Origin of the sequence: Micromonospora sp. CPCC 205739, from assembly GCF_036906795.1 — a bacterium.
GTDB lineage: Bacteria > Actinomycetota > Actinomycetes > Mycobacteriales > Micromonosporaceae > Micromonospora.
On record NZ_JBAKHS010000001.1, the window covers coordinates 509,984 to 535,805 of the forward strand.

Annotated in this window: 31 protein-coding genes; all 31 read right to left on the reverse strand. The window is 68.2% G+C overall.

Annotated features, from left to right (window positions below; genetic code table 11):
- Window positions 1–179: 179 nt before the first annotated feature.
- On the reverse strand, window positions 180–623 hold the full coding sequence (gene rplO, locus V6U88_RS02395; protein ID WP_334449446.1) for a 50S ribosomal protein L15: 444 nt from the start codon (window positions 621–623) through the stop codon (window positions 180–182).
- Window positions 623–805: a 50S ribosomal protein L30 gene (gene rpmD, locus V6U88_RS02400; protein ID WP_179801875.1), complete on the reverse strand. Its 183-nt coding sequence runs from the start codon at window positions 803–805 to the stop codon at window positions 623–625. The genes rplO and rpmD overlap by 1 nt, the downstream gene beginning before the upstream one ends.
- Window positions 805–1,419, reverse strand: a complete 615-nt coding sequence (gene rpsE / locus V6U88_RS02405; RefSeq protein ID WP_334449448.1) for a 30S ribosomal protein S5 — start codon at window positions 1,417–1,419, stop codon at window positions 805–807. Before rpsE ends, rpmD begins: the two co-directional genes overlap by 1 nt.
- Window positions 1,420–1,452: 33 nt before the next feature.
- On the reverse strand, window positions 1,453–1,842 hold the full coding sequence (gene rplR / locus V6U88_RS02410; protein ID WP_088960261.1) for a 50S ribosomal protein L18: 390 nt from the start codon (window positions 1,840–1,842) through the stop codon (window positions 1,453–1,455).
- Window positions 1,839–2,381 carry a 50S ribosomal protein L6 gene (gene rplF / locus V6U88_RS02415; RefSeq protein ID WP_334449450.1) on the reverse strand — a complete coding sequence of 181 codons (543 nt, stop codon included), beginning with the start codon at window positions 2,379–2,381 and terminating at the stop codon, window positions 1,839–1,841. Before rplF ends, rplR begins: the two co-directional genes overlap by 4 nt.
- A 16-nt stretch (window positions 2,382–2,397) precedes the next feature.
- Window positions 2,398–2,805: a 30S ribosomal protein S8 gene (gene rpsH / locus V6U88_RS02420; protein WP_013288624.1), complete on the reverse strand. Its 408-nt coding sequence runs from the start codon at window positions 2,803–2,805 to the stop codon at window positions 2,398–2,400.
- A 73-nt stretch (window positions 2,806–2,878) separates the two neighbouring features.
- The gene (locus V6U88_RS02425) at window positions 2,879–3,064 is read right to left on the reverse strand and encodes a type Z 30S ribosomal protein S14 (RefSeq protein WP_007465272.1); all 186 of its coding nucleotides are present in this window, start codon (window positions 3,062–3,064) and stop codon (window positions 2,879–2,881) included.
- A 1-nt stretch (window position 3,065) separates the two neighbouring features.
- Window positions 3,066–3,635, reverse strand: a complete 570-nt coding sequence (gene rplE, locus V6U88_RS02430; RefSeq protein WP_154941822.1) for a 50S ribosomal protein L5 — start codon at window positions 3,633–3,635, stop codon at window positions 3,066–3,068.
- Entirely contained in the window at window positions 3,635–3,955 is a 321-nt protein-coding gene (gene rplX, locus V6U88_RS02435) for a 50S ribosomal protein L24 (RefSeq protein ID WP_334449455.1), read from the reverse strand. The genes rplE and rplX overlap by 1 nt, the downstream gene beginning before the upstream one ends.
- Window positions 3,952–4,320 (reverse strand): 50S ribosomal protein L14, encoded by a 369-nt coding sequence (gene rplN, locus V6U88_RS02440; RefSeq protein ID WP_007073026.1) that lies wholly within the window; start codon window positions 4,318–4,320, stop codon window positions 3,952–3,954. The genes rplX and rplN overlap by 4 nt, the downstream gene beginning before the upstream one ends.
- A gap of 98 nt (window positions 4,321–4,418) precedes the next feature.
- Window positions 4,419–4,694, reverse strand: a complete 276-nt coding sequence (gene rpsQ / locus V6U88_RS02445) for a 30S ribosomal protein S17 (RefSeq protein WP_091262798.1) — start codon at window positions 4,692–4,694, stop codon at window positions 4,419–4,421.
- Window positions 4,691–4,927 carry a 50S ribosomal protein L29 gene (rpmC, locus tag V6U88_RS02450; protein WP_013288628.1) on the reverse strand — a complete coding sequence of 79 codons (237 nt, stop codon included), beginning with the start codon at window positions 4,925–4,927 and terminating at the stop codon, window positions 4,691–4,693. Before rpmC ends, rpsQ begins: the two co-directional genes overlap by 4 nt.
- Window positions 4,927–5,352 carry a 50S ribosomal protein L16 gene (rplP, locus tag V6U88_RS02455; protein WP_007465292.1) on the reverse strand — a complete coding sequence of 142 codons (426 nt, stop codon included), beginning with the start codon at window positions 5,350–5,352 and terminating at the stop codon, window positions 4,927–4,929. The genes rpmC and rplP overlap by 1 nt, the downstream gene beginning before the upstream one ends.
- Window positions 5,353–5,355: 3 nt before the next feature.
- Window positions 5,356–6,225: a 30S ribosomal protein S3 gene (gene rpsC, locus V6U88_RS02460; protein WP_088960256.1), complete on the reverse strand. Its 870-nt coding sequence runs from the start codon at window positions 6,223–6,225 to the stop codon at window positions 5,356–5,358.
- Complete coding sequence (gene rplV, locus V6U88_RS02465; RefSeq protein ID WP_088960255.1) at window positions 6,225–6,683, reverse strand: 50S ribosomal protein L22; 459 nt, start codon at window positions 6,681–6,683, stop codon at window positions 6,225–6,227. The genes rpsC and rplV overlap by 1 nt, the downstream gene beginning before the upstream one ends.
- 40 nt (window positions 6,684–6,723) lie before the next feature.
- Complete coding sequence (gene rpsS, locus V6U88_RS02470; protein ID WP_007073032.1) at window positions 6,724–7,005, reverse strand: 30S ribosomal protein S19; 282 nt, start codon at window positions 7,003–7,005, stop codon at window positions 6,724–6,726.
- A 12-nt stretch (window positions 7,006–7,017) separates the two neighbouring features.
- Window positions 7,018–7,857, reverse strand: coding sequence for a 50S ribosomal protein L2 (gene rplB / locus V6U88_RS02475; RefSeq protein ID WP_088998353.1), 840 nt, complete (start codon window positions 7,855–7,857; stop codon window positions 7,018–7,020).
- Window positions 7,858–7,869: 12 nt separating this feature from the next.
- Complete coding sequence (gene rplW, locus V6U88_RS02480; protein WP_073834931.1) at window positions 7,870–8,172, reverse strand: 50S ribosomal protein L23; 303 nt, start codon at window positions 8,170–8,172, stop codon at window positions 7,870–7,872.
- On the reverse strand, window positions 8,169–8,819 hold the full coding sequence (gene rplD, locus V6U88_RS02485; RefSeq protein WP_334449465.1) for a 50S ribosomal protein L4: 651 nt from the start codon (window positions 8,817–8,819) through the stop codon (window positions 8,169–8,171). The genes rplW and rplD overlap by 4 nt, the downstream gene beginning before the upstream one ends.
- Entirely contained in the window at window positions 8,816–9,481 is a 666-nt protein-coding gene (gene rplC / locus V6U88_RS02490) for a 50S ribosomal protein L3 (protein WP_334449467.1), read from the reverse strand. The genes rplD and rplC overlap by 4 nt, the downstream gene beginning before the upstream one ends.
- Window positions 9,482–9,492: 11 nt before the next feature.
- The gene (rpsJ, locus tag V6U88_RS02495; protein ID WP_007073037.1) at window positions 9,493–9,801 is read right to left on the reverse strand and encodes a 30S ribosomal protein S10; all 309 of its coding nucleotides are present in this window, start codon (window positions 9,799–9,801) and stop codon (window positions 9,493–9,495) included.
- A gap of 353 nt (window positions 9,802–10,154) precedes the next feature.
- Window positions 10,155–11,348, reverse strand: coding sequence for an elongation factor Tu (tuf, locus tag V6U88_RS02500; protein ID WP_334449469.1), 1,194 nt, complete (start codon window positions 11,346–11,348; stop codon window positions 10,155–10,157).
- Window positions 11,349–11,570: 222 nt separating this feature from the next.
- The gene (gene fusA / locus V6U88_RS02505; RefSeq protein ID WP_334449471.1) at window positions 11,571–13,667 is read right to left on the reverse strand and encodes an elongation factor G; all 2,097 of its coding nucleotides are present in this window, start codon (window positions 13,665–13,667) and stop codon (window positions 11,571–11,573) included.
- A gap of 75 nt (window positions 13,668–13,742) precedes the next feature.
- Window positions 13,743–14,213 (reverse strand): 30S ribosomal protein S7, encoded by a 471-nt coding sequence (rpsG, locus tag V6U88_RS02510; RefSeq protein ID WP_091079418.1) that lies wholly within the window; start codon window positions 14,211–14,213, stop codon window positions 13,743–13,745.
- A gap of 1 nt (window position 14,214) precedes the next feature.
- Window positions 14,215–14,589 (reverse strand): 30S ribosomal protein S12, encoded by a 375-nt coding sequence (rpsL, locus tag V6U88_RS02515; protein ID WP_007465318.1) that lies wholly within the window; start codon window positions 14,587–14,589, stop codon window positions 14,215–14,217.
- 467 nt (window positions 14,590–15,056) lie between these two features.
- Window positions 15,057–15,479 (reverse strand): hypothetical protein, encoded by a 423-nt coding sequence (locus V6U88_RS02520; protein ID WP_334449886.1) that lies wholly within the window; start codon window positions 15,477–15,479, stop codon window positions 15,057–15,059.
- Between the two features lie 560 nt (window positions 15,480–16,039).
- Window positions 16,040–16,408: a hypothetical protein gene (locus tag V6U88_RS02525; protein WP_334449474.1), complete on the reverse strand. Its 369-nt coding sequence runs from the start codon at window positions 16,406–16,408 to the stop codon at window positions 16,040–16,042.
- A gap of 107 nt (window positions 16,409–16,515) precedes the next feature.
- Window positions 16,516–20,403: a DNA-directed RNA polymerase subunit beta' gene (locus V6U88_RS02530; RefSeq protein WP_334449476.1), complete on the reverse strand. Its 3,888-nt coding sequence runs from the start codon at window positions 20,401–20,403 to the stop codon at window positions 16,516–16,518.
- 80 nt (window positions 20,404–20,483) lie between these two features.
- Window positions 20,484–23,915 carry a DNA-directed RNA polymerase subunit beta gene (rpoB, locus tag V6U88_RS02535; protein WP_334449478.1) on the reverse strand — a complete coding sequence of 1,144 codons (3,432 nt, stop codon included), beginning with the start codon at window positions 23,913–23,915 and terminating at the stop codon, window positions 20,484–20,486.
- A gap of 574 nt (window positions 23,916–24,489) precedes the next feature.
- The gene (rplL, locus tag V6U88_RS02540; protein WP_334449479.1) at window positions 24,490–24,879 is read right to left on the reverse strand and encodes a 50S ribosomal protein L7/L12; all 390 of its coding nucleotides are present in this window, start codon (window positions 24,877–24,879) and stop codon (window positions 24,490–24,492) included.
- Between the two features lie 54 nt (window positions 24,880–24,933).
- The gene (gene rplJ / locus V6U88_RS02545; RefSeq protein WP_334449481.1) at window positions 24,934–25,479 is read right to left on the reverse strand and encodes a 50S ribosomal protein L10; all 546 of its coding nucleotides are present in this window, start codon (window positions 25,477–25,479) and stop codon (window positions 24,934–24,936) included.
- Between the last annotated feature and the right edge of the window lie 343 nt (window positions 25,480–25,822).

Consider the following 25,822-nt stretch of genomic DNA (forward strand, 5'->3'; position numbering starts at 1 on the left):
GGTGCCGGGCGAGCGCCCGATATCCATAGCTGGGATGGGACTCTAACAGTCCGCTCCCGGTCCGGGCAGATGTGCCCGGCTACATAAACCGAATCCGATGTTACCCGGCGCACACATGCCAGGTAGACCATGGCGCCCGCCCAGTTGGGGTCAACTGAGCGGGCGCCATGGGTCGTGCCTTACAGCTCGGTGACGGAGCCACCGGCAGCGGCGATCTTCTCCTTGGCCGACGCGCTGAACGCGTGCGCCGACACCTGGAGAGCCACACCGCCGAGGTCGCCGGTGCCGAGGACCTTGACCGGGTGGCCCTTGCGGACCGCACCGACCTCGACCAGCTCCTGCGGGCCGACCTGGCCGCCGTTCGGGAACAGCTCAGCGAGCCGGTCCAGGTTGACCACCTGGAAGACGACCTTGAACTTGTTCTTGAAGCCCTTCATCTTCGGCAGGCGCATGTGGATGGGCATCTGCCCACCCTCGAACGCCGCCGAGATGTTCTTACGGGCCTTCGAGCCCTTGGTACCGCGACCGGCGGTCTTGCCCTTGGAGCCCTCACCGCGACCCACACGGGTCTTCGCGGTCTTGGCACCCGGGGCCGGGCGCAGGTGGTGAACCTTGATCGTCATTACTCGACCTCCTCGACCTTCACGAGGTGGTTGACCGCGAAGATCATGCCCCGAATCTCGGGCCGGTCCTCCTTGACCACCACGTCGTTGATCCGCTTCAGACCGAGCGAACGCAGCGAGTCACGCTGGTTCTGCTTGGTACCGATACCGGACCGGACCTGGGTGACCTTCAGGCGCGCCATCAGGACGTCACCCCCGCCCGCGACGCCAGCATGGCGGCCGGCGCGACGTCCTCGACCGGCAGACCACGACGGGTCGCGACGGCCTCCGGGGACTCGAGCCCCTTCAGCGCCGCCACCGTGGCGTGCACGATGTTGATCGGGTTGGACGAGCCGAGGCTCTTGGAGAGCACGTCGTGGATGCCCGCGCACTCCAGCACGGCACGCACCGGGCCACCGGCGATGACACCGGTACCGGCGGACGCCGGCTTCAGCAGCACGACGCCGGCAGCGGCCTCGCCCTGCACCGGGTGCGGGATCGACTGGCCGATCCGCGGCACCTTGAAGAAGTGCTTCTTGGCCTCCTCGACACCCTTGGCGATCGCCGCGGGCACCTCCTTGGCCTTTCCGTAGCCCACGCCGACGGTGCCGTCGCCGTCGCCCACGATCACCAGGGCGGTGAAGCTGAAGCGACGACCACCCTTCACGACCTTGGCGACGCGGTTGATCGCGACGACCCGCTCGAGGTGCGGGGTCTTCTCGACGGGCGCGTTTCCGCGGCCGCCCTCACGGCGGTTGTCGCGGCGACCACCCTCGTTGCCACCGGACCCGCCGCCACGGCGCTGTTGACCTGGCATCAGCAGCCTTCCTTATCTCTCGTGACGGGGTTTCTAGAACTCGAGCCCGGCTTCGCGGGCGGCGTCGGCAAGCGCGGCGACCCGCCCCGCGTACCGGTTGCCACCGCGGTCGAAGACGACCTTGGAGACGCCGGCGGCCTTGGCCCGCTCGGCGAGCAGGGCGCCGACCTTGCCGGCCAGGGCGCTCTTGTCGCCCTCCGCACCACGCAGCGACGCGTCCAGGGTCGAGGCCGACGCCAGGGTGTGACCCTTGGTGTCGTCCACGATCTGGGCGACGATGTGCCGCAGGGAGCGGGTGACCACCAGGCGGGGGCGCTCGGCGGTGCCGCTGACGTTCTTGCGGACCCGGAAGTGCCGGCGCGCACGCCCGACGGCACGCTTGGCGGCGACGCCGCGGCGGCGCTTGAGCAGCGTGGCGCTCACTTCTTACCTGCCTTTCCAGCCTTGCGGCGGATGACCTCGCCCTGGTACTTCACGCCCTTGCCCTTGTAGGGCTCCGGCGGGCGGATCTTCCGGATGTTGGCGGCGACCTCACCGACCTGCTGCTTGTCGATGCCGGCCACGTGGAACAGCGTCGGCTTCTCCACCGTGAAGGTGATGCCGTCCGGAGCCGGCACCAGCACCGGGTGCGAGAACCCGAGAGCGAACTCCAGGTCCTTGCCCTTGGCGGTGACGCGGTAACCGGTACCGGCGATCTCCAGGCTCTTGCGGTAGCCCTCGGTCACACCGACGATCATGTTGGCGACCAGGGTACGGCTGAGGCCGTGCAGTTCCTTGGCCTTGCGCTCGTCGTTCGGCCGGTTGACGTGCACCTGGCCGTCCTCGCCACGCTCCACCGTGATCGGCTCGGCGAGCGTGTGCGACAGCTCGCCCTTGGGACCCTTGACCTTGACGGTCTGGCCCTCGATCGTGATGTCGACGCCGGCCGGTACCGGGATCGACTTACGTCCAATACGCGACATTTCTACCTGTCTCCCGTTACCAGACGAAGGCGAGGACTTCCCCGCCAACGCTCCGCTTGCGGGCCTGCCGGTCGGTGAGCAGCCCCTGGGACGTCGAAATGATCGCCACGCCCAGCCCGCCGAGCACCCGCGGGAGCCCGTCCGACTTGGCGTACACCCGGAGACCGGGCTTGGACACGCGCTTGATGCCGGCCAGGCTCCGCTCGCGGTTCTGGCCGTACTTCAGCTCGACGACCAGTCGCTTGCCGACGGCACCCTCCTCGGGCTCCTCGACCGACCAGGTGGCGATGTAACCCTCGGCCTTGAGGACCTCGGCGATGTTCGCCTTGATCTTCGAGTAGGGCATCGTCACCCGGTCGTGGTACGCCTGGTTGGCGTTACGCAGACGCGTGAGCATGTCTGCGATCGGGTCGGTCATCGTCATGGAATTCGTCAGCCTTTCTCGCCGGGGTTCCCGGGGCGTTCCGCCCCGGGCCTACGGCGAAGAGCAATAGCTATTACCAGGAAGCCTTGGACACGCCGGGCAGCTCACCGCGGTGGGCCATCTCCCGGATGCAGACCCGGCAGAGACCGAACTTGCGGTAGACCGCCTTCGGACGACCACACCGCTGGCAGCGGGTGTACGCGCGAACCGAGAACTTCGGCTTCGCGGCCGCCTTGATGATCAGCGCCTTCTTGGCCATCTCAGTTCTCCTTGAACGGGAAGCCCAGGAGCTTGAGCAGCGCCCGGCCCTCGTCGTCGGTCGTGGCGGTCGTGACCACCGTGATGTCCATGCCCCGCTGGCGATCGATCTTGTCCTGGTCGATCTCGTGGAACACCGACTGCTCGGTCAGACCGAACGTGTAGTTGCCGTGCCCGTCGAGCTTGCGACCGTCGAGACCGCGGAAGTCGCGGATACGCGGCAGCGCGATCGACAGCAGCCGGTCCAGGAACTCCCACATCCGGTCGCCGCGCAGGGTCACCTTCGCGCCGATCGGCATGCCCTCACGCAGCTTGAACTGCGCGATGGACTTGGTCGCCCGCCGCACCTGCGGCTTCTGGCCGGTGATCGTGGCGAGGTCGCGGACCGCGCCGTCGATCAGCTTGGCGTCGCGAGCAGCCTCGCCGACACCCATGTTGACGACGATCTTGACCAGCCGCGGAACCTGCATGGGGTTCGCGTAGCTGTGCTGCTCCTGCAGCTGCGCCACGATCTCGTTACGGTACCGCTCCTTGAGGCGCGGCATGGTCTTGGTTTCGGTAGCCGTGGTCATCACAGGTCCTTACCGGTGCTACGCGCGATGCGGACCTTCTGGCCGTTGTCGTCGATCCGGTACCCGATGCGGGTCGGGTTCCCGTCGGAGTCCAGGACCTGCACGTTGGAGACGTGGATCGGGGCCTCCTGGGTGACGATGCCACCGGTCTTGGCGCCACGCTGGGTGGTGCTGATGCGGGTGTGCTTCTTGACCCGGTTCACGCCCTCGACCAGGACCTTGTCCTGCCGCGGGTAGGCCGCGATGACCTTGCCCTTGGCACCCTTGTCCTTGCCGGCGATGACGACGACCGTGTCGCCCTTCTTGACCTTCACGGTCACAACACCTCCGGCGCGAGAGAGATGATCTTCATGAACCGCTTGTCCCGCAGCTCCCGACCCACCGGGCCGAAGATACGGGTACCGCGCGGGTCCCCGCCGTCCTTGATGATGACGGCGGCGTTCTCGTCGAAGCGGATGTACGAGCCGTCCGGCCGCCGCTTCTCCTTGGCGGTGCGGACGACGACAGCCTTGACGACGTCGCCCTTCTTCACACCGGCACCCGGGATCGCGTCCTTGACGGTGGCCACGATGACGTCGCCGATGCTCGCGTAGCGCCGACCGGAGCCACCGAGAACCCGGATGCACAGGATCTCCCGGGCACCCGTGTTGTCGGCGACGCGCAGTCGCGACTCCTGCTGAATCACGTCTATCTCCTATGTCTGCCGGTTCTCCGGCCGCCCGGAGGCGGCCGGAGCCTGGCGGAACCTGCGCCCGACCGATACCGGCCGAGCTCGAGCCTTCGCTACTTGGCCTTCTCGAGGATCTCCACGAGCCGCCACCGCTTGGTGGCGGAGAGCGGCCGGGTCTCCATGATCAGGACCCGGTCGCCGATGCCGGCCGAGTTCTGCTCGTCGTGCACCTTCAGCTTGCTGGTCCGGCGCATGATCTTGCCGTACAGCGCGTGCTTGACCCGGTCCTCGACCTCGACCACGACGGTCTTTTCCATCTTGTCGCTGACCACGAGGCCCTCACGCACCTTACGGCGGGCCCGCGCGGCGGCGGTGGTGTTCTCGCTCATGATGCAGTCACCTCAGTCGGCGCGGCCGAGAGACCCAGCTCGCGCTCACGCATGATCGTGTAGATCCGGGCGATCTCCCGACGGATGACCTGCAGCCGCCGGTTGTTGTCCAGCTGCCCGGTTGCGGCCTGCACGCGGAGGTTGAACAGCTCCGCCTTGGCCTCACGCAGCTTCGTGACCAGCTCCTCCTCGGAGAGCTCACGCAGCTCGGAAGGCTTGACGCCCGCTGCCATCAGGATTCACCCACTTCGCGCGTAACAATGCGGCACTTCATCGGGAGCTTGTGGATCGCGCGACGCATCGCCTCTCGCGCGATCTGCTCGTTGGGGAAGGACATCTCGAAGAGAACCCGCCCCGGCTTGACGTTGGCGACCCACCACTCGGGCGAGCCCTTACCGGAACCCATGCGGGTTTCCGCCGGCTTCTTGGTGAGGGCCTGGTCCGGGAAGATCGTGATCCAGACCTTGCCGCCACGCTTGATGTGACGGGTCATCGCGATACGCGCCGACTCGATCTGGCGGTTGGTCACGTACGCCGGCTCGAGAGCCTGGATCCCGAACTCGCCGAACACCACCCGGTTACCACCCTTGGACGCGCCACTGCGGTCCGGGTGGTGCGGCTTGCGGAAGCCCTTCGGGGGCTTGCGCGGCATCAGCATCTGTCAGCCCTCCTGCTGCGTTTCTGCCGGAGCAGCCGCGGCCGAGGCGACAGCAGCACTGTCGATCGGCTCGCCACTCGGCGTCTCGGCCTGCTGAGCGATAGTGGTCGCAGCAGCCCGGCCGGCCTCGGTACCACCGGCGGTCGTGCCGGACGAACCCGACCGGCCACGGCGCGGCCGCTCGGGGCGGTCGCCGCGGTCACGGCGCGGGCGGGACGGACCGGCCTCGGCCGGAGCCTCCCGGCCCGGGACGGCGTCGCCCTTGTAGATCCAGACCTTCACGCCGATCCGGCCGAAGGTGGTACGGGCCTCGAAGAAGCCGTACTCGATGTTGGCCCGCAGCGTGTGCAGCGGAACCCGACCCTCGCGGTAGAACTCCGTCCGGCTCATCTCGGCGCCGCCGAGGCGACCCGAGACCTGAACCCGGATGCCCTTGCAGACCGGGTTCTTCATCGCCGACTGCATCGCCTTGCGCATCGCCCGACGGAAGCTGACCCGGCTGGAGAGCTGCTCGGCAACGCCCTGGGCGACCAGCTGCGCATCCGACTCGGGGTTCTTCACCTCGATGATGTTCAGCTGGACCTGCTTGCCGGTGAGCTTCTCCAGCTCGCCGCGGATCCGGTCGGCCTCCGCACCCTTACGGCCGATGACGATGCCCGGCCGGGCGGTGTGGATGTCCACGCGGACCCGGTCGCGGGTGCGCTCGATGTCGACCTTGGAAATGCCGGCGCGCTCGAGGCCCTTGGACATCATCCGGCGGATCTTGACATCCTCGCCGATGTAGTCCTTGTAGAGCTTGTCCGCGAACCAGCGGGACTTCCAGTCGGTCGAGATGCCGAGCCGGAACCCAGTGGGGTGAACCTTCTGACCCATTACTCGGCGCCCTCCGTCTTGCTCTCCGTCTCAGCGGCCTCGGCCTGCTTCGCCGGGGCGGCCTTCTTCGCGGCGGCCTTCTTCGGCGCAGCCGGCGCGACCGCCTCGACCGCCACGGTGATGTGGCAGGTGCGCTTGCGGATCCGGTACGCCCGGCCCTGCGCCCGCGGCCGGAACCGCTTCATGGTCGGGCCCTCGTCGACGAACGCCTCGCTGACGAGCAGCGCGTCGGGGTCCAGCCGCTCGTTGTTCTCCGCGTTGGCGATCGCGCTCGCGAGCACCTTGTACACCTGCTCGCTCGCAGCCTGCGGCGCGAACTGCAGCACCGTGAGCGCCTCCTTCGCGGGCAGGCCGCGGACGAGGTTGACCACCCGGCGCGCCTTCATCGGCGAGATGCGCACGTGCCGCGCAACCGCCCGCGCGCCCGGAAGCACCGGAGCGTCGCCCTTTCCTGGCATCGCTGTAACCCCTTGTTCCTCTATCCGTATGCCCGCGGCGTCAGCGCCGACGGCTCTTCCGGTCGTCCTTCTCGTGACCCTTGAACGTGCGGGTCAGCGCGAACTCGCCGAGCTTGTGCCCGACCATCGCCTCGGTCACGAACACCGGGACGTGCTTGCGTCCGTCGTGCACGGCGATCGTGTGACCCAGCATCTCCGGGATGATCGTCGAGCGCCGCGACCAGGTCTTGATGACGTTCTTCGAGCCCTTGTCGTTCTGCGTCTCCACCTTCTTGAGCAGGTGGTCGTCGACGAACGGGCCCTTCTTCAGGCTGCGAGGCATGTCTTATCTCCCTCAGCCGCGCTTACGCGTGGCGTAGCGACGGCGGACGATCAGCCGGTCACTCGGCTGGCCCTTACGACGGGTGCGGCCCTCGGGCTTACCCTGCGGGTTGACCGGGTGGCGGCCGCCGGAGGTCTTACCCTCACCACCACCGTGCGGGTGGTCGACCGGGTTCATCGCGACACCACGGACGGTCGGGCGCTTGCCCTTCCACCGCATCCGGCCGGCCTTGCCCCAGTTGATGTTCGACTGGTCGGCGTTGCCGATCTCGCCGATGCTGGCGCGGCAGCGCACGTCGACCCGCCGGATCTCACCGGACGGCATGCGGAGGGTCGCGTACACACCCTCACGGCCGAGCAGCTGGATGCCGACGCCGGCCGAGCGGGCCAGCTTGGCGCCGCCGCCCGGACGAAGCTCCACGTTGTGGATCGTCGTACCGACCGGGATGTTGCGCAGCGGCAGGTTGTTGCCCGGCTTGATGTCGGCACCCGGACCGGACTCGACGCGGTCGCCCTGCTTCAGGTCCTTCGGCGCGATGATGTACCGCTTCTCGCCGTCGGCGTAGTGCAGCAGCGCGATGCGCGCGGTGCGGTTCGGGTCGTACTCGATGTGCGCGACCTTCGCCGGCACGCCGTCCTTGTCGACCCGCTTGAAGTCGATCAGGCGGTACTGCCGCTTGTGGCCGCCACCGTGGTGCCGGGTGGTGATCCGGCCGTGGGCGTTGCGTCCGCCCTTCTTCGGCAGCGGAGCCAGCAGCGACTTCTCGGGCGTCGACCGGGTGATCTCGGCGAAGTCGGCGACGCTGGAGCCACGCCGGCCCGGCGTCGTCGGCTTGTACTTACGGATAGCCATTGTCTACACCCCTCAGCTGACCGGGCCGCCGAAGGCCTCGATACGGTCACCGTCAGCCAGCTTCACGATCGCCCGCTTGGTCGCCTTGCGCTGACCGAACCCGGTCTTGGTGCGCTTGCGCTTGCCCTCGCGGTTGAGCGTGTTGACCGTCAGGACGCGGACGTTGAAGATCTGCTGGATAGCGATCTTGATCTCGGTCTTGTTGGCGTCCGGGTGCACCAGGAAGGTGTACCAGTTGCGGTTCAGCTCGCTGTAGCTCTTCTCCGAGACGACCGGCGCGACGATGATGTCGCGCGGATCGGCGATCGTGCTCACTTGCCACCCTCCTCGGTGGTCTCGGCGGGAACGCCCAGGAACTCGTCCAGGGCCTCCTTGGTGAAGACCACGTCGTCGGCCACCAGCACGTCGTACGTGTTGAGCTGGCCGGCCTCGATCAGGTGCACCCGCGGTTCGTTGCGCAGCGACACCCAGTTCAGCTCGTCGGTGCTGCTCAGCACGACCAGGACCCGACGGGCCTCGGTCAGCTTCGCCAGCGTGGCCAGAGCGGCCTTGGTCGACGGCTTCTCGCCCGAGACGAAGGCCTCGACGACGTGCACCTGGCCGGCGCGCGCCCGGTCGGAGAGGGCGCCACGCAGGGCGGCGGCCTTCATCTTCTTGGGGGTGCGCTGGCTGTAGTCGCGCGGGACCGGGCCGTGCACCACGCCACCGCCGGCGAACTGCGGCGCGCGGATCGAGCCCTGCCGGGCACGACCGGTGCCCTTCTGCTTGTACGGCTTCTTGCCGCCACCGGCGACCTCGCCGCGGGTCTTGGCCTTGTGCGTGCCCTGCCGGGCCGCCGCGAGCTGAGCCACCACGACCTGGTGCATCAGCGCGAGGTTGGCCTGGACGTCGAAGATGTCGGCCGGCAGCTCGACGGAGCCGCTCTTGGCGCCCTCGACGTTGCGGACGTCAACGGTGGTCACTTGGCCGCACCGCCCTTCTTCACCTTGGTCTTGGCCGCGGTACGGACCAGGACCAGCGCGCCCTTGGGGCCGGGGATGGCGCCACGGACGAGCAGGAGGTTGTTCTCGGTGTCGACCGCCTGGACGGTCAGGTTCTGGACGGTGAAGCGCTCGCCACCCATCCGGCCGGCCATCCGGACGCCCTTGAAGACGCGGCCGGGGGTCGACGCGCCGCCGATGGAGCCCGGCGAGCGGTGCTTGCGCTCGACACCGTGGCTGGCGCGCAGACCGTGGAAGCCGTGCCGCTTCATGACGCCCGCGAAGCCCTTGCCCTTGGTCTTGCCGGTCACGTCGATGGAGGTGCCCGGGGCGAACTCCGCGACGGTGACCTCCTGACCGAGGGTGTAGTCGGCCGCGTCCGAGGTGCGCAGCTCGACGATGTGCCGGCGCGGCGCCACGTCCGCCTTCGCGTAGTGCCCGCTGATCGGCTTCTTGACCTTGCGCGGGTCGATCGTGCCGTAGGCGAGCTGGACCGCGGAGTAACCGTCCTTCTCGGCGCTACGAACCTGGCTGACGACGCACGGGCCGGCCTGAACCACGGTCACCGGGACAACGCGGTTGTTGTCCCAGACCTGGGTCATGCCGAGCTTTGCGCCCAGGATCCCCTTGACTTGCCTGTCCATTTGTCCGGTCCCTACAGCTTGATCTCGATGTCGACGCCAGCCGGCAGGTCGAGGCGCATGAGCGAGTCGACCGTCTTCGGGGTCGGGTCGATGATGTCGATCAGCCGCTTGTGCGTGCGCATCTCGAAGTGCTCGCGCGAGTCCTTGTACTTGTGCGGCGAGCGGATAACGCAGAAACGGTTGATCTCCGTGGGCAGCGGCACCGGGCCCGCGACCTGCGCCCCGGTGCGCGTCACCGTCTCGACGATCTTCCGCGCCGAGGAGTCGACGACCTCGTGGTCATAGGCCTTGAGCCGGATGCGGATCTTCTGTCCCGCCATGGTGGCTTCTGTTCCTTCTCTCGATGCCGCTGTGTTGCGGGCGCCTGTACCGGCTGGTACAGGCCCACTTCGCCGACCCCCGCGGTCGGGCGTGTCGCGCCCTCGGGCCAGGCTCCGCCCCGGGACTCCGGAGCGATTCTCAGACCACACGGTGGGTCAAGGCGCCGATCGCATCACAGCGATCTGGACGCCGTGCGAGGGTGGTTGACCGCCTGGGGCGATCAACCACCCTACGCGCGACTGTTGGTCTCCCGGAGGTCCAGCTTTCACCGGACGCAGGTGACTAACCGTCGTTACGCAACCTGACTAGTATGCCGCACTACCGGCGGCGACGCTAATCGGGGTTACCCAGTTCACTTGATGATGCTGGTGACGCGACCAGCGCCGACCGTACGACCACCCTCGCGGATCGCGAACTTGAGGTTCTCCTCCATGGCGATCGGCTGGATCAGCTTCACGGTCATGGTGGTGTTGTCGCCCGGCATGACCATCTCGGTGCCCTCGGGCAGCGTGACGACGCCGGTGACGTCCGTGGTCCGGAAGTAGAACTGCGGACGGTAGTTCTGGAAGAACGGGGTGTGCCGGCCGCCCTCCTCCTTGGAGAGGATGTAGACCGTCGCCTCGAACTCCGTGTGCGGGGTCGTGGTGCCCGGCTTGATGACGACCATGCCGCGCTCGACGTCCTCGCGCTTGATGCCGCGCAGCAGCAGACCGACGTTCTCACCCGCGCGGGCCTCGTCGAGCAGCTTGCGGAACATCTCGATGCCGGTGCAGGTGGTCTTCATCGACTTCTCGCGGATGCCGACGATCTCCACCTCCTCGTTCGGCTTGAGGATGCCGCGCTCGGCGCGACCGGTGACGACGGTGCCACGACCGGTGATCGTGAAGACGTCCTCGATCGGCATGAGGAACGGCTTCTCGGTCTCGCGCTCCGGCTGCGGGATCGCGGTGTCCACGGCGTTCATCAGGTCCATGAGGCGGCCGGTCCACTCCGGGTCGCCCTCGAGGGCCTTCAGCGCCGAGACCCGGACGACCGGCAGGTCGTCACCCGGGTACTCCTGCGAGGAGAGCAGCTCACGGACCTCGAGCTCGACGAGCTCCAGGAGCTCCTCGTCGTCGACCATGTCGCTCTTGTTGAGCGCCACGACGATGTACGGCACACCGACCTGACGGGCCAGCAGCACGTGCTCGCGGGTCTGCGGCATCGGGCCGTCGGTCGCCGCCACCACCAGGATCGCGCCGTCCATCTGCGCGGCACCGGTGATCATGTTCTTGATGTAGTCGGCGTGACCGGGGCAGTCGACGTGCGCGTAGTGACGCGCCTCGGTCTGGTACTCGACGTGCGCGATGGAGATCGTGATGCCGCGGGCCTTCTCCTCCGGCGCCTTGTCGATCTCGTCGAACGGCGTGTACGGGTTCAGGTCCGGGAACTGGTCGTGCAGGACCTTGGTGATGGCCGCCGTCAGCGTCGTCTTACCGTGGTCGATGTGACCAATGGTGCCGATGTTGACGTGCGGCTTAGTCCGCTCGAACTTCGCCTTCGCCACTGGTGTCCTCCTGTGGACTTCTTGGTTCGTTCGCCCCGGCGCGCCGATTGGCGCTTAGGACTCTGTCGACAGCCTTTCCGGCCTGGCGGCCGGAGAGCTTTGGTGGGTTCTGCGGCGATGAAGCCTACAGGCCCGGTCTCACACAACCCGATCGAGGTGGCCGCGGGCGGGGAGTGCCCTCCCGCGACCAGCCTCGAACCATCGGATCAACTCAGGTGAGCGTCACTCACCAGTCGCCTTGGCGATGATCTCCTTCGCCACGCTCTGCGGAACCTCGGCGTAGGAGTCGAACTGCATGCTGTAGCTAGCCCGGCCCTGGGTCTTCGACCGCAGGTCGCCGACGTAGCCGAACATCTCCGACAGCGGCACCAGGGCCCGGACGATACGAGCGCCGCTGCGCTCCTCCATCGCCTGGATGATGCCGCGCCGGGAGTTGAGGTCGCCGATGACGTCACCCATGTTCTCCTCCGGAGTGGTGACTTCAACGGCCATCATCGGCTCGAGGAGCGCGGGGTCGGCCTTGCGGGCCGCCTCCTTCATCACCATCGAGCCGGCGATCTTGAATGCCATTTCCGACGAGTCGACCTCGTGGTACTGACCGTCCAGCAGCGTCAGCTTGACACCCACCAGCGGGAAGCCGGCGAGGATGCCGTACTGCATCGCGTCCTGGGCACCCGCGTCCACCGAGGGGATGAACTCCCGGGGGATGCGGCCACCGGTGACGGCGTTGGCGAACTCGTAGGTCGGCGAGTCGTTGTCCAGCGGCAGCGGCTCGATGCTCACGATGACGCGGGCGTACTGGCCGGAACCACCGGTCTGCTTCTTGTGGGTGTACTCGATCTTCTCCACCTTGCGGCGGATCGTCTCGCGGTACGCCACCTGCGGCTTGCCGATGTTCGCCTCGACGTTGAACTCGCGGCGCATCCGGTCGACCAGGATGTCCAGGTGCAGCTCGCCCATGCCGGAGATGACCGTCTGACCGGTCTCCTCGTCCAGCTTGACGCGGAAGGTCGGGTCCTCCTCGGCCAGCCGCTGGATGGCGGTGCTGAGCTTCTCCTGGTCGGCCTTGGTCTTCGGCTCGATGGCGACCTCGATGACCGGCTCCGGGAAGGTCATCGATTCCAGGATGACCGGGTTCGCCGGGTCGCACAGCGTGTCACCGGTGGTGGTCTGCTTGAGACCCTGCACCGCGATGATGTCGCCAGCCTGGGCCGAGCTGCGCTCTTCCCGCTTGTTGGCGTGCATCTGGTAGATCTTGCCGATCCGCTCCTTGCGGTCCTTGGTGGAGTTGACCACCTGGGTACCGGTCTCGACCACGCCGGAGTAGACCCGGACGTAGGTGAGCTTGCCGAGGTGCTTGTCGGTCTGGATCTTGAAGGCCAGGCCGGAGAAGGGCTCCGACTTGGACGGCTTCCGCTGCATCGGGGTCTCGCCGTCGGTGGCCGTACCCTCGATCGCCGGAACGTCCAGCGGCGACGGCAGGAAGTCGACGACGGCGTCGAGCATGGGCTGCACGCCCTTGTTCTTGAACGCCGAGCCGCAGAGCACCGGGTTGGCCTTGCTGGCGATGGTGGCCCGACGGATGGCGGCCTTGATCTCCTCGACGGAGATCTCGTCGCCCTCCAGGTACTTCTCCATCACCGCGTCGTCGACGTCGGCCAGGGTCTCCATCAGCTTCTCGCGCCACTCCGCCGCGGAGTCGGCCAGCTCGGCCGGGATCTCCTCGATGGCGTAGTCCTCACCCTTCTGGGTCTCCCCGCGCCAGGTGAGGGCGCGCATGCCGATCAGGTCGACGACACCGATGTGGTCGCCCTCGAGGCCGATCGGGATCTGGAGCACCAGCGGGGTGGCGTTGAGCCGGTCGATCATCATCTGCACGCAGCGGAAGAAGTCGGCACCGGTCCGGTCGAGCTTGTTGACGAAGCACATCCGGGGGACGTGGTACTTGTCGGCCTGACGCCAGACGTTCTCCGTCTGCGGCTCCACGCCGGCGACACCGTCGTAGACCGCGACCGCACCGTCCAGCACCCGCAGCGACCGCTCGACCTCGACCGTGAAGTCGACGTGACCGGGCGTGTCGATGATCTGGATCGTGTGGCCCTTCCACTCACACTTGGTGGCAGCGGAGGTGATGGTGATACCACGCTCCTGCTCCTGCTCCATCCAGTCCATGACGGCAGCGCCCTCGTGGACCTCACCGATCTTGTACGTGATACCGGTGTAGAACAGGATCCGCTCGGTGGTCGTGGTCTTACCGGCATCGATGTGCGCCATGATGCCGATGTTGCGTACGTTGGCGAGCGCGTCTGCGGCGGCCACTTCAATCCCTACTTATCGTCGTCTCGACACAACTGGTGGCGGTTCCGGCGCCGGTCCGGCGCCGGAACCAGGGTGTTACCAGCGGTAGTGCGCGAAGGCCTTGTTCGACTCGGCCATCTTGTGCGTGTCCTCGCGCCGCTTGACGGCGGCACCCAGACCGTTGCTCGCGTCCAGCAGCTCGTTCATCAGCCGCTCGACCATGGTCTTCTCACGACGAGCCTTGGAGTACGTCACCAGCCAGCGCAGCCCGAGGGTGGTGGCCCGAGCCGGACGGACCTCGACCGGCACCTGGTAGGTCGCGCCACCGACACGGCGGCTGCGGACCTCGAGGGTCGGCTTGACGTTGTCCATCGCCCGCTTGAGGGTGACGACCGGGTCGGTGCCGCTCTTCTCGCGGCAGCCCTCCAGGGCGGCGTACACGATGCGCTCGGCGAGCTGACGCTTGCCGCGCAGCAGGATCTTGTTCACCAGCTGGGTGACCAACGGCGAGTTGTACACCGGGTCAGCGACCAGCGGCTTCCGCGGAGCGGGTCCCTTACGCGGCATGTCAGCTCTTCTCCTTCTTCGCGCCGTACCGGCTGCGCGCCTGCTTGCGGTTGCGGACACCCTGGGTGTCCAGCGAACCGCGGACGATCTTGTAACGCACGCCGGGGAGGTCCTTCACCCGGCCGCCGCGGACGAGCACGATCGAGTGCTCCTGCAGGTTGTGACCGACGCCCGGGATGTAGGCGGTCACCTCGATCTGGCTGCTGAGCTTGACACGAGCGACCTTGCGGAGCGCCGAGTTCGGCTTCTTGGGGGTGGTGGTGTACACGCGGGTGCACACACCGCGCCGCTGAGGGCTGCCCTTCAGCGCCGGGGTCTTGGTCTTGGTCGTCTTGGCCTGGCGGCCCTTTCGGACCAGCTGCTGGATGGTGGGCACCGGGTTTCTCCGCTCCCTTCGGCCGCTTCCGCGGCCGCGCCGTCTGCTCGTTAGCCGTCCTGGTGGAAGGCTCTCCTACATTCCGGCCAGGGCCACCTGGTGGAGGTCCCGGCACCCGCGGTCGGGCGTGTCGCCCAGCTCACGGTCCCGGTGCCGTCGCTCGCGCGCGCACCGGATTTGTTCGCCGGCACGCGGTGGACCACGCGCCGGGTCTTGGACTGTGTCGTGCGGCCGCTCGTCACCGGATGGACCGGATCCCGCGCACGCACGAGTTGCCCGGGCAGGCCCGGGCACAAGGGGAAAGAGTACCTAGCACAGCCTCGCAGGTCAAAACGGAATGGTCCGGCGGATCTCAAACCCCGCCGGTCTGCCACACCGTGGTGCCTGCTCACCCGTGATGGGCACCTACGGATCCAAGTGTACCGGCTGGCCGCGGAAGCGGCCCGTCGCCCCCGCCGCGATGGCCGTCACGCGAACTGCAGCAGCAGCGCCAGCCCCAGCGCGGACAGGCAGAGCAGCACACCCACCGCCCCGCAGCTGATACCCGCCGTGGCCAGCCCCCGCCCGGTGAACCGGACCGCCGGCGGTGGCGCCGCCCGCCCGATCTGCCGCCGGGCCAGCAGGCCGGCGACGATCGCGGCCGCGCCGGCCAGGGTGCCCGGCACGGTGAACGCACCGGCGGCCCAGGCTCCCCCGTACCGTGCCGCGCCGACGCCGAAGCAGGCGACCAGCACCGACACCAGGATCGAGACCACCCCGGCCACCAGCGCACCCACCGCAGGGCCGGAGGTCACCGCCGGCACGTCGAGATGGACCACCCCGAACGGGGTACCCGGTACCGGATCGACCCGCTTGGGCGGTCTGGGCGTCTCCCGTGGCGGCGGGGGCAGCTGCCCCGGACCGCGCCCCCACGCGCCGCCCGGAAACCCACCGGGGTACGCCCCGGCCGGCCCCGGCGACGACTGCCCTGGGTACGCCCCGGAGACCTGACCCGGGTGCACCGGCGAGAGCTGCCCGGGATACCCCCCGGGGAAATGGCCCGGCTGCACAGGCGAGACCTGCCCGGGATGCGCCCCGGAGAACTGGCCCGGATGCACCGGCGAGAGCTGCCCCGGCGGCGGGCCGGTCGGCGACGCGTACCCGATCGGGGCGGCCTCCGGCGCGGTGCCGATGCCCTGGTCCGGCCGGTCACCGCCGGCGGACCCCTGCGGCGACCAGGGCGACACTGGCGCTTCGGCGGTCGTACCGCCGGACGGGGTCGCAGCGGTCCCGGGCGCGCCCGTCTCCGGGGGCCCGGCGGGCTGCCCGCCCGGGTCGGCTCCCGACGGCGGCGCCGGTTCCGTCACGTGGTCCTCCTGTCGACAAGCCAGATCCCTCGCCGCGCGACGGACACCGGCCAGGCTACCGTCGGCGCGCACCGCCGCGCAGGGCGCACGAGCACCGCCGGCGCTCAGTCCACGTTCGGGGCGAAGTCCTGCCCGAACGGGGCGTTGGCCAGCCGGACCACGCCGATCACCACCAGCGTCACCACGGCGACCGCGACCAGCACCAGGCCCGTCCAGGCCAGCCGCTCCCCCTGCCGCAGCCAGGCCGCGCCGGTGAGGTACCCACCCGAGGCGTATGCCTCCCGCCGGGCCTGCCGGGCCAGTTGGAGCGCCACCGTCGCGGGCACCACCCCGCCGACGAAGAGCCCGGTCAGCGCCCCGATCAGGCCCAGCGCGAAGACGGCGCGGGCCTTCGTGGCGGGAGCCGGGTCGGGGTCGAGCGGGTGGCGTGGCAGCTGGTGCGCCACGGGCAGCGGCCCGGGAGCGGTCGTCATACCCCCATCATGCCCGCCGGCGTCCGCCCGGACCGGGCACCTGCGCGACCATCCCGGAACGCGACGAGGCCCCCGGCGCTCACGCCGGGGGCCTCGTCGTTCACTGCTTAGCGGTACGACCCGAAGTCGAAGTCGTCCAGCGGCACGGCCTGGCCGCTGGCCGGTCCGAAGCCGTAGTCGGTCTCCGGGTAGCCGGTCATCGAGTAGACCTTGGCCTTCGCCTCCTCGGTCGGCTCGACCCGGACGTTGCGGTACTTGCTGATGCCGGTACCGGCCGGGATGAGCTTACCGATGATCACGTTCTCCTTGAGGCCGACCAGCGAGTCGCTGCGCGAGTTGATCGCCGCGTCGGTCAGCACCCGGGTGGTCTCCTGGAAGGAGGCCGCCGAGAGCCAGGAGTCGGTGGCCAGCGAGGCCTTGGTGATACCCATCAGCACCGGGCGACCGGCGGCGGGCTCGCCACCCTCGCCGACGAGCCGGCGGTTCTCCGACTCGAACAGCGCCCGGTCGACCAGCACGCCCGGCAGGAACTCGGTCGAGCCGGAGTCGATGACCGTCACCCGCTTGAGCATCTGGCGGATGATGATCTCGATGTGCTTGTCGTGGATGAGCACACCCTGCGAGCGGTAGACCTCCTGGACCTCCTGGGTCAGGTGGACCTGGACCGCGCGCGGGCCGAGGATGCGCAGCAGCTCGTGCGGGTCGATGGTGCCCTCGGTGAGCTTCTCGCCGACCTCGACGTGGTCCCCGTCGTGGGTCCGCAGCCGGACCCGCTTGGAGATCTTGTCGTAGACGATCTCGTCGCTGCCGTCGTCCGGCACCACGATGATCTTCCGCGACCGCTCGCCGTCCTCGATCCGGATCCGACCCGGGGTGTCGGCGATGGGCGCCTTGCCCTTCGGGATCCGGGCCTCGAAGATCTCCTGGACACGCGGCAGACCCTGGGTGATGTCCTCACCCGCGACACCACCGGTGTGGAAGGTACGCATCGTCAGCTGCGTACCCGGCTCACCGATCGACTGGGCGGCGATGATGCCGACCGCCTCGCCGACGTCCACGGTCTTGCCGGTCGGCAGCGAGCGGCCGTAGCACGCACCGCAGACGCCCAGCTTCGACTCGCAGGTGAGCACGCTGCGCACCCGGACGGTCTCCACCCCGGCGGCGACGATCTTGTCGACCAGGATCGAGTTGATGTCCTGACCCCGGTGGGCCACCACGGTGCCGTCCGGCCCCTTGATGTCGTCGGCCAGGGTACGGGCGTGCACGCTGGTCTCGGCGTGCTCGTGCACGACCAGCTTGCCCTCCAGCCGCTCCCCGATCTGCATCGGGATCGCCCGGTCGGTGCCGCAGTCCTCCTCGCGGATGATGACGTCCTGCGAGACGTCCACCAGACGACGGGTCAGGTAACCCGAGTCGGCGGTCCGCAGCGCGGTGTCGGCGAGACCCTTGCGGGCACCGTGCGTGGAGATGAAGTACTCCAGCACGGACAGACCCTCCCGGTAGCTGGCCTTGATCGGCCGCGGGATGATCTCACCCTTGGGGTTGGCCACCAGACCACGGATCGCCGCGATCTGCCGGAGCTGGAGCAGGTTACCGCGGGCACCCGAGTGGATCATCTTCCACAGCGGGTTCTCCTGCGGCAGCGCGGTGTCCATCTCCTTGGCGACCTCGTTGGTCGCCTTGGTCCAGATCTCGATGAGCTCGCCGCGGCGCTCCTCGGCGGTCATCAGACCACGCTGGTACTGCTTGTCGATCCGGTCGGCTTCCTTCTCGTACTTCTCCAGGATCTCCCGCTTGCGCGGCGGAGCGATGACGTCCTCCATGCCGATGGTGACGCCGGACCAGGTGGCCCAGTGGAAACCGGCCTCCTTGAGCCCGTCGAGGGTGGCCGCGAGGGCCACCTTCGGGAAGCGCTCGGCAAGGTCGTTGACGATCGCGGAGAGCTGGCCCTTGCGGATCTCGTAGTTCACGAAGCGGTAGCCCTGCGGCAGCGTCTCGTTGAACAGGACCCGGCCGAGCGTGGTCTCCACGGTCAGCGGCTCGCCCTCGACCCAGCCCTCCGGGGCGGTCCACGGCTCGGCGCCGGCGCCGTTGTCGACACCGATCACGCCGCGCAGGCGGATCTTGACCGGGGTCTGCAGGTGCAGCTCACCGGCGTCGAACGCCATCCGCGCCTCGGCGTCCGAGCTGAACGCCCGGCCCTCGCCCTTGCCACCCGGGGTGAGGTGGGTGAGGTGGTAGAGACCGATGACCATGTCCTGGGTGGGCATGGTGACCGGCTTGCCGTCGGCCGGCTTGAGGATGTTGTTCGACGACAGCATCAGGATCCGCGCCTCGGCCTGGGCCTCGGCGGACAGCGGCACGTGCACCGCCATCTGGTCACCGTCGAAGTCCGCGTTGAACGCGGTGCAGACGAGCGGGTGGATCTGGATCGCCTTGCCCTCGACCAGCTGCGGCTCGAAGGCCTGGATGCCCAGACGGTGCAGGGTGGGCGCGCGGTTCAGCAGCACCGGGTGCTCGCCGATGACCTCTTCCAGCACGTCCCACACGACCGGGCGCTGCCGCTCGACCATCCGCTTGGCGGACTTGATGTTCTGCGCGTGGTTGAGGTCGACCAGCCGCTTCATCACGAACGGCTTGAACAGCTCCAGCGCCATCTGCTTGGGCAGGCCGCACTGGTGCAGCTTCAGCTTCGGGCCGACCACGATGACCGAACGGCCGGAGTAGTCGACGCGCTTGCCGAGCAGGTTCTGGCGGAACCGGCCCTGCTTGCCCTTGAGCATGTCGGAGAGCGACTTCAGCGGACGGTTACCCGGGCCGGTGACCGGCCGGCCGCGACGGCCGTTGTCGAACAGCGCGTCGACGGCCTCCTGGAGCATCCGCTTCTCGTTGTTGACGATGATCTCGGGCGCGCCGAGGTCGATCAGCCGCTTGAGGCGGTTGTTCCGGTTGATCACGCGGCGGTACAGGTCGTTCAGGTCGGAGGTCGCGAAGCGGCCACCGTCGAGCTGCACCATCGGGCGCAGGTCCGGCGGGATGACCGGAACGCAGTCCAGCACCATGCCGAGCGGCGAGTTGCGGGTGTTCAGGAACGCCGCGACGACCTTGAGCCGCTTGAGCGCCCGGATCTTCCGCTGGCCCTTGCCGGAGCGGATGGTCTCCCGCAGGCTCTCGGCCTCGGCGTCGAGGTCCATGTTCTGGACCAGCGCCTTGATGGCCTCGGCGCCCATGCCGCCGGTGAAGTACTCGCCGAACCGGTCGCGCAGCTCGCGGTAGAGCAGCTCGTCGGTGACCAGCTGCTTCGGCTCCAGCTTGCGGAAGGTGTCCAGCACCTCGTCGAGACGGTCGATCTCGCGCTGGGCCCGGTCGCGGATCTGGCGCATCTCGCGCTCTCCGCCTTCCTTGACCTTGCGCCGGACGTCCGCCTTGGCACCCTCGGCCTCCAGCTCGGCCAGGTCGGCCTCGAGCTTGGCGGCCCGCTTCTCGATCTCCGAGTCGCGGCTGTTCTCGGACTGCCGCTTCTCGGCGAGGATCTCGTTCTCGATGGTCGAGAGGTCACGGTGACGCGACTCGGCGTCCACGCTCGTCACGACGTACGAGGCGAAGTAGATGATCTTTTCGAGATCCTTGGGGGCGAGGTCCAGCAGGTAGCCCAGCCGGCTCGGCACGCCCTTGAAGTACCAGATGTGGGTCACCGGAGCGGCGAGCTCGATGTGCCCCATCCGCTCACGACGGACCTTGGAACGGGTCACCTCGACGCCGCAGCGCTCGCAGATGATGCCCTTGAAGCGGACCCGCTTGTACTTACCGCAGTAGCACTCCCAGTCCCGCTGCGGACCGAAGATCTTCTCGCAGAAGAGCCCGTCCTTTTCCGGCTTCAGGGTGCGGTAGTTGATCGTCTCAGGCTTCTTGACCTCACCGTGCGACCACTGACGGATGTCGTCGGCGGTGGCGAGGCCGATGCGCAGCTCGTCGAAGAAGTTGACGTCGAGCACTATGTCCCCTATGTCGTCGTCTGTACTGCTAGCTAGTGGGTGGGGTCGGGAGCCGGCGAGCCGGCTCCCGACCGCTCACCTCAGACCTCTTCGACCGAGCTCGGCTCGCGCCGGGACAGGTCGATGCCCAGCTCCTCCGCCGCCCGGAACACCTCGTCGTCGGTCTCGCGCATCTCCAGGGCCACACCGTCGCTGGAGAGCACCTCAACGTTGAGGCACAGCGACTGCAGCTCCTTGAGCAGCACCTTGAACGACTCCGGGATGCCCGGCTCGGGGATGTTCTCGCCCTTGACGATCGCCTCGTAGACCTTCACGCGGCCCAGGACGTCGTCGGACTTGATGGTCAGCAGTTCCTGCAGGGCGTAGGCGGCGCCGTACGCCTGCATGGCCCAGCACTCCATCTCACCGAAGCGCTGACCACCGAACTGCGCCTTACCACCCAGCGGCTGCTGCGTGATCATCGAGTACGGACCGGTCGACCGGGCGTGGATCTTGTCGTCGACCAGGTGGTTGAGCTTCAGGATGTAGATGTAGCCGACCGCGATCGGGTCCGGCAGCGGCTCGCCGGAGCGACCGTCGAACAGCTGCGCCTTGCCGGAGGCACCGATCAGCTGCTTGCCGTCCCGGTTGGGCAGGGTCGACGAGAGCAGACCGGAGATCTCCTCCTCGCGGGCACCGTCGAAGACCGGCGTGGCCACGTTGGTGTCCGGCTCGGACTCGTGGGCGTCGATCGAGCGGAGCTGGCGCTTCCACTCGGCATCGTCGCCCTCGACGCTCCAACCGGTCTTGGCCACCCACCCGAGGTGGGTCTCCAGGACCTGGCCGATGTTCATCCGGGAGGGCACACCCAGCGGGTTGAGCACGATGTCGACCGGGGTGCCGTCCTCCAGGAACGGCATGTCCTCGATCGGCAGGATCTTGGAGATGACGCCCTTGTTGCCGTGCCGGCCGGCGAGCTTGTCACCGTCCTGGATCTTGCGCTTCTGGGCGACGTACACCCGGACCAGCTCGTTGACGCCCGGCGGCAGCTCGTCGCCGTCCTCGCGGGAGAAGGTACGCACACCGATGACCGTGCCGGTCTCGCCGTGCGGCACCTTCAGCGAGGTGTCCCGGACCTCACGCGCCTTCTCACCGAAGATCGCGCGGAGCAGCCGCTCCTCCGGGGTCAGCTCGGTCTCGCCCTTGGGCGTGACCTTGCCGACCAGGATGTCGCCGGGGACGACCTCGGCGCCGATCCGGATGATGCCGCGCTCGTCGAGGTCGGCGAGCATTTCCTCGCTGACGTTCGGGATGTCGCGGGTGATCTCCTCCGGGCCGAGCTTGGTGTCCCGGGCGTCGACCTCGTGCTCCTCGATGTGGATCGAGGTGAGCACGTCCTGCTGCACGAGGCGCTGCGACAGGATGATCGCGTCCTCGTAGTTGTGGCCCTCCCAGGTCATGAACGCCACGAGCAGGTTGCGCCCGAGCGCCATCTCGCCCTCGTCGGTGCACGGACCGTCGGCGATGACCTGACCGGCCTCGACGCGGTCGCCCTCGAAGACGACCGGCTTCTGGTTGACGCAGGAGCCGGCGTTGGAGCGGCGGAACTTGTGCAGCAGGTACGTCCGGCGGTGGCCGTCGTCCTGGTGGATGGTGATGTAGTCGGCGCAGAGGTCCTCGATGACACCGCCGACCTCGGCGACGACCACGTCACCGGCGTCGACGGCGGCCCGGTACTCCATGCCGGTGCCGACCAGCGGCGACTCCGCCTTGACCAGCGGCACCGCCTGGCGCTGCATGTTCGCGCCCATCAGCGCCCGGTTGGCGTCGTCGTGCTCGAGGAACGGGATCATCGCGGTCGCGACGGAGGTCATCTGCCGCGGCGAGACGTCCATGTAGTCGACGGCACTGGGAACCACGTCCTCGGTCTCGCCGCCCTTACGGCGGCACAGGACCCGGTCCTCGGCGAAGGTGCCGTCGGCCTTCAGCGGCGCGTTGGCCTGCGCCTTGACGTACCGGTCCTCCTCGTCCGCGGTCAGGTAGTCGATCTGGTCGGTGACCCGACCCTCGACGACCTTCCGGTACGGCGTCTCGATGAAGCCGAACGGGTTGACCCGGGCGAAGGTGGAGAGCGCGCCGATCAGGCCGATGTTCGGGCCTTCCGGCGTCTCGATCGGGCACATCCGGCCGTAGTGGGACGGGTGCACGTCACGGACCTCGAAGCCGGCCCGCTCCCGGGACAGACCACCCGGGCCGAGCGCGCTCAGCCGGCGCCGGTGGGTCAGGCCCGCCAGCGGGTTGGTCTGGTCCATGAACTGGGACAGCTGCGACGTACCGAAGAACTCCTTGATCGCCGCCACCACCGGGCGGATGTTGATCAGGGTCTGCGGCGTGATCGCCTCGACGTCCTGGGTGGTCATCCGCTCGCGGACAACCCGCTCCATCCGGGACAGGCCGACCCGAACCTGGTTCTGGATCAGCTCGCCGACCGTACGCAGGCGCCGGTTGCCGAAGTGGTCGATGTCGTCGGCCTCGTAGCCGTCCTCACCTGCGTGCAGCCGGCAGAGGTACTCCACGGTGGCGACGATGTCGTCCTCGGTGAGCGTGCCCGTGGTGATCGGGACGTCCACCTCGAGCTTCTTGTTGAACTTGTAACGACCGACCTTGGCGACGTCGTACCGCTTCGGGTTGAAGAAGAGGTTGTCGAGCAGGGTCTGGGCGTTCTCACGGGTCGGCGGCTCGCCAGGGCGGAGCTTCCGGTAGATGTCGAGCAGCGCCTCGTCCTGGCCGGCGATGTGGTCCTTCTCGAGCGTGGTCATCATCAGCTCGGACCAGCCGAACCGCTCGCGGATCTGCTCGGCGGACCATCCGATGGCCTTGAGCAGGACCGTGACGGCCTGCCGACGCTTGCGGTCGATGCGGACGCCGACCGTGTCGCGCTTGTCGATGTCGAACTCCAGCCAGGCACCCCGGCTCGGGATGACCTTGACGCTGGAGAGGTCGCGGTCGGAGGTCTTGTCCGGCTGCTTGTCGAAGTAGACGCCCGGGGACCGGACGAGCTGGCTGACCACGACGCGCTCGGTGCCGTTGATGATGAAGGTGCCCTTCGGCGTCATCATCGGGAAGTCACCCATGAACACCGTCTGGCTCTTGATCTCGCCAGTGGTGTTGTTGGTGAACTCCGCGGTCACGAAGAGCGGCGCGCAGTAGGTCAGGTCCTTCTCCTTGCACTCCTCGATCGAGGCCTTGACCTCGTCGAAGCGCGGAGCCGAGAAGGAGAGCGACATGGTGCCGGAGAAGTCCTCAATGGGACTGATCTCGTCGAGGATCTCCGCGAGACCCGATCGTGCGTGCGGGTCGTCCGCCGACCGGCCCTGCCAAGCCTCGTTGCCGACGAGCCAGTCGAAGGACTCGTTCTGAATGGCGAGGAGGTTGGGGACCTCGAGGTGTTCGGTGATCCTGCCGAAAGAAACTCGGCGGGGAGCGAAAGCGCTCGACGTACGACTGGTCTTCGCAGGGCGGGAAGCTGCCAAGATGCGTCCTTCCGAGGACCGGTGCTGCAGAACGGCTGGTACGCGTGCACTCCAATGACCCCACCAGAAATATCCGTAAACGGACATTTCCGAGCAGGGGCCAAGTCGGAAGGCAGCGCAAACTAGCAGTGTAGCCGAGAGGCTAACCGCTGTCCAGCCCACCCCGCAGGTCGGCGCGGAACGTGCCTCGGGACCCCGGAAAACCGGGTCTGCCGGGCCGCTCGGAACGCGTCGTCCCTGCGGGCCGCTCAGGTCTCGCAGCCGGCGGTGCTGCCGCTGCCATTACCCAAGTGGTGGCCGTCGCAAGCGCGGAAGGTCTTGCTGGTGTCAGCGTGCCTGGGAGCCGGGTGCCGCGTCAAGGGCCGCTCTCGGGTCGCCGCCGTCTTTCCCACCGGAGGACTACCACTGGACACCGCCGTGGCGCCGTACGCCGGGCGTCGGACGTCCTGCTCACGCCGCTGCCACCGGTAGCCACCAACCACAGCGGGCGGTGATCCGTTCCCGGATCACCGCCCGCCGCGATGCGGTGTGCCCCGGCTCACGTGAGCCGGACGCGCGCCTGGTCGTACCTCAATTACTTGAGGGTGACCTTGGCGCCCTCGCCCTCGAGCTTGGCCTTGGCCTTCTCGGCGGTCTCCTTGTTGACCTTCTCCAGGATGGCCTTCGGCGCGGACTCGACCGCGTCCTTGGCCTCCTTGAGGCCCAGGCCGGTCAGCTCACGCACGACCTTGATGACCTGGATCTTCTTGCCACCGTCACCCTCGAGGACGACGTCGAACTCGTCCTTCTCCGGCTCGGCCTCGGCAGCGGCGCCGCCGCCACCCGGGCCGGCCATCATCATCGCGGCCGGGGCCGCGGCGGTGACCTCGAAGGTCTCCTCGAACTGCTTCACGAACTCGGAGAGCTCGATCAGCGTCATCTCCTTGAACGCGTCGAGCAGCTCGTCGGTGCTGAGCTTCGCCATGTCTGGCGTCCTTTCCTGAATCTGTTAGGTAAGAACTGGGTGCGCCGGGTGGCCTCAGGCCACCTCGGCGCCCTCCTTCTCGCGCTTGTCCTGCAGGGCGGCCGCCAGACGGGCGGTCTTGGAGAGCGGAGCCTGGAACAGGGCCGCGGCCTTGCTCAGGTTGCCCTTCATCGCGCCGGCCAGCTTGGCCAGCAGCACCTCACGGGACTCCAGGTCGGCGAGCTTCGTGACCTCGGCCGCGGAAATGGCCTTGCCCTCGAAGACACCGCCCTTGATGACGAGCTTCGGGTTGGCCTTCGCGAAGTCGCGAAGCCCCTTCGCCGCCTCGACGACGTCGCCCGAAACGAAAGTCAGCGCGGTAGGACCGGTGAACAGCTCGTCGAGGCCGGAGATGCCCGCCTCGGTCGCGGCACGCTTCGCCAGCGTGTTCTTCGCGACCGTGTAGGTGGTCTCCTTGCCGAGCGAGCGCCGCAGCTGGGTGAGCTGGGAAACCGTCAGACCACGGTACTCGGTCAGCACCGCAGCCCCCGCGTTACGGAAGCTCTCGGTCAGCTCAGCGACGGCCGTGGCCTTGTCGGCCCGGATCGGCTTGTCCGCCATGTCCCTCCTCTCTCGTTGCTCGAGGCTGGTCGCCATCGGCAGGCCGGAAGGCCTTCCGACGGCGGCGGAGGATCACGACAACGAGAAAAGCCCCGGCGCAGGGCGCACGGGGCGAGGGCCGGCACGATCACCATGGTCGGCGGACCACGGGAGGAACCGATTTTCGCTTGCCGCCCTGCGCGGGTCGCCCGTCATCGCGGGACCTTCGACCGTGCCGGGGCACGGTGACCAGCGGTCTCTGGGTGGAACTTCGTCATCAGGTTACGCCACCCGACCGTGGGCACCAAATCGCCCCCACGTGCGCCCGGTCACCCCGCGGCCGGCACCCGTCCGCCAGACCCGG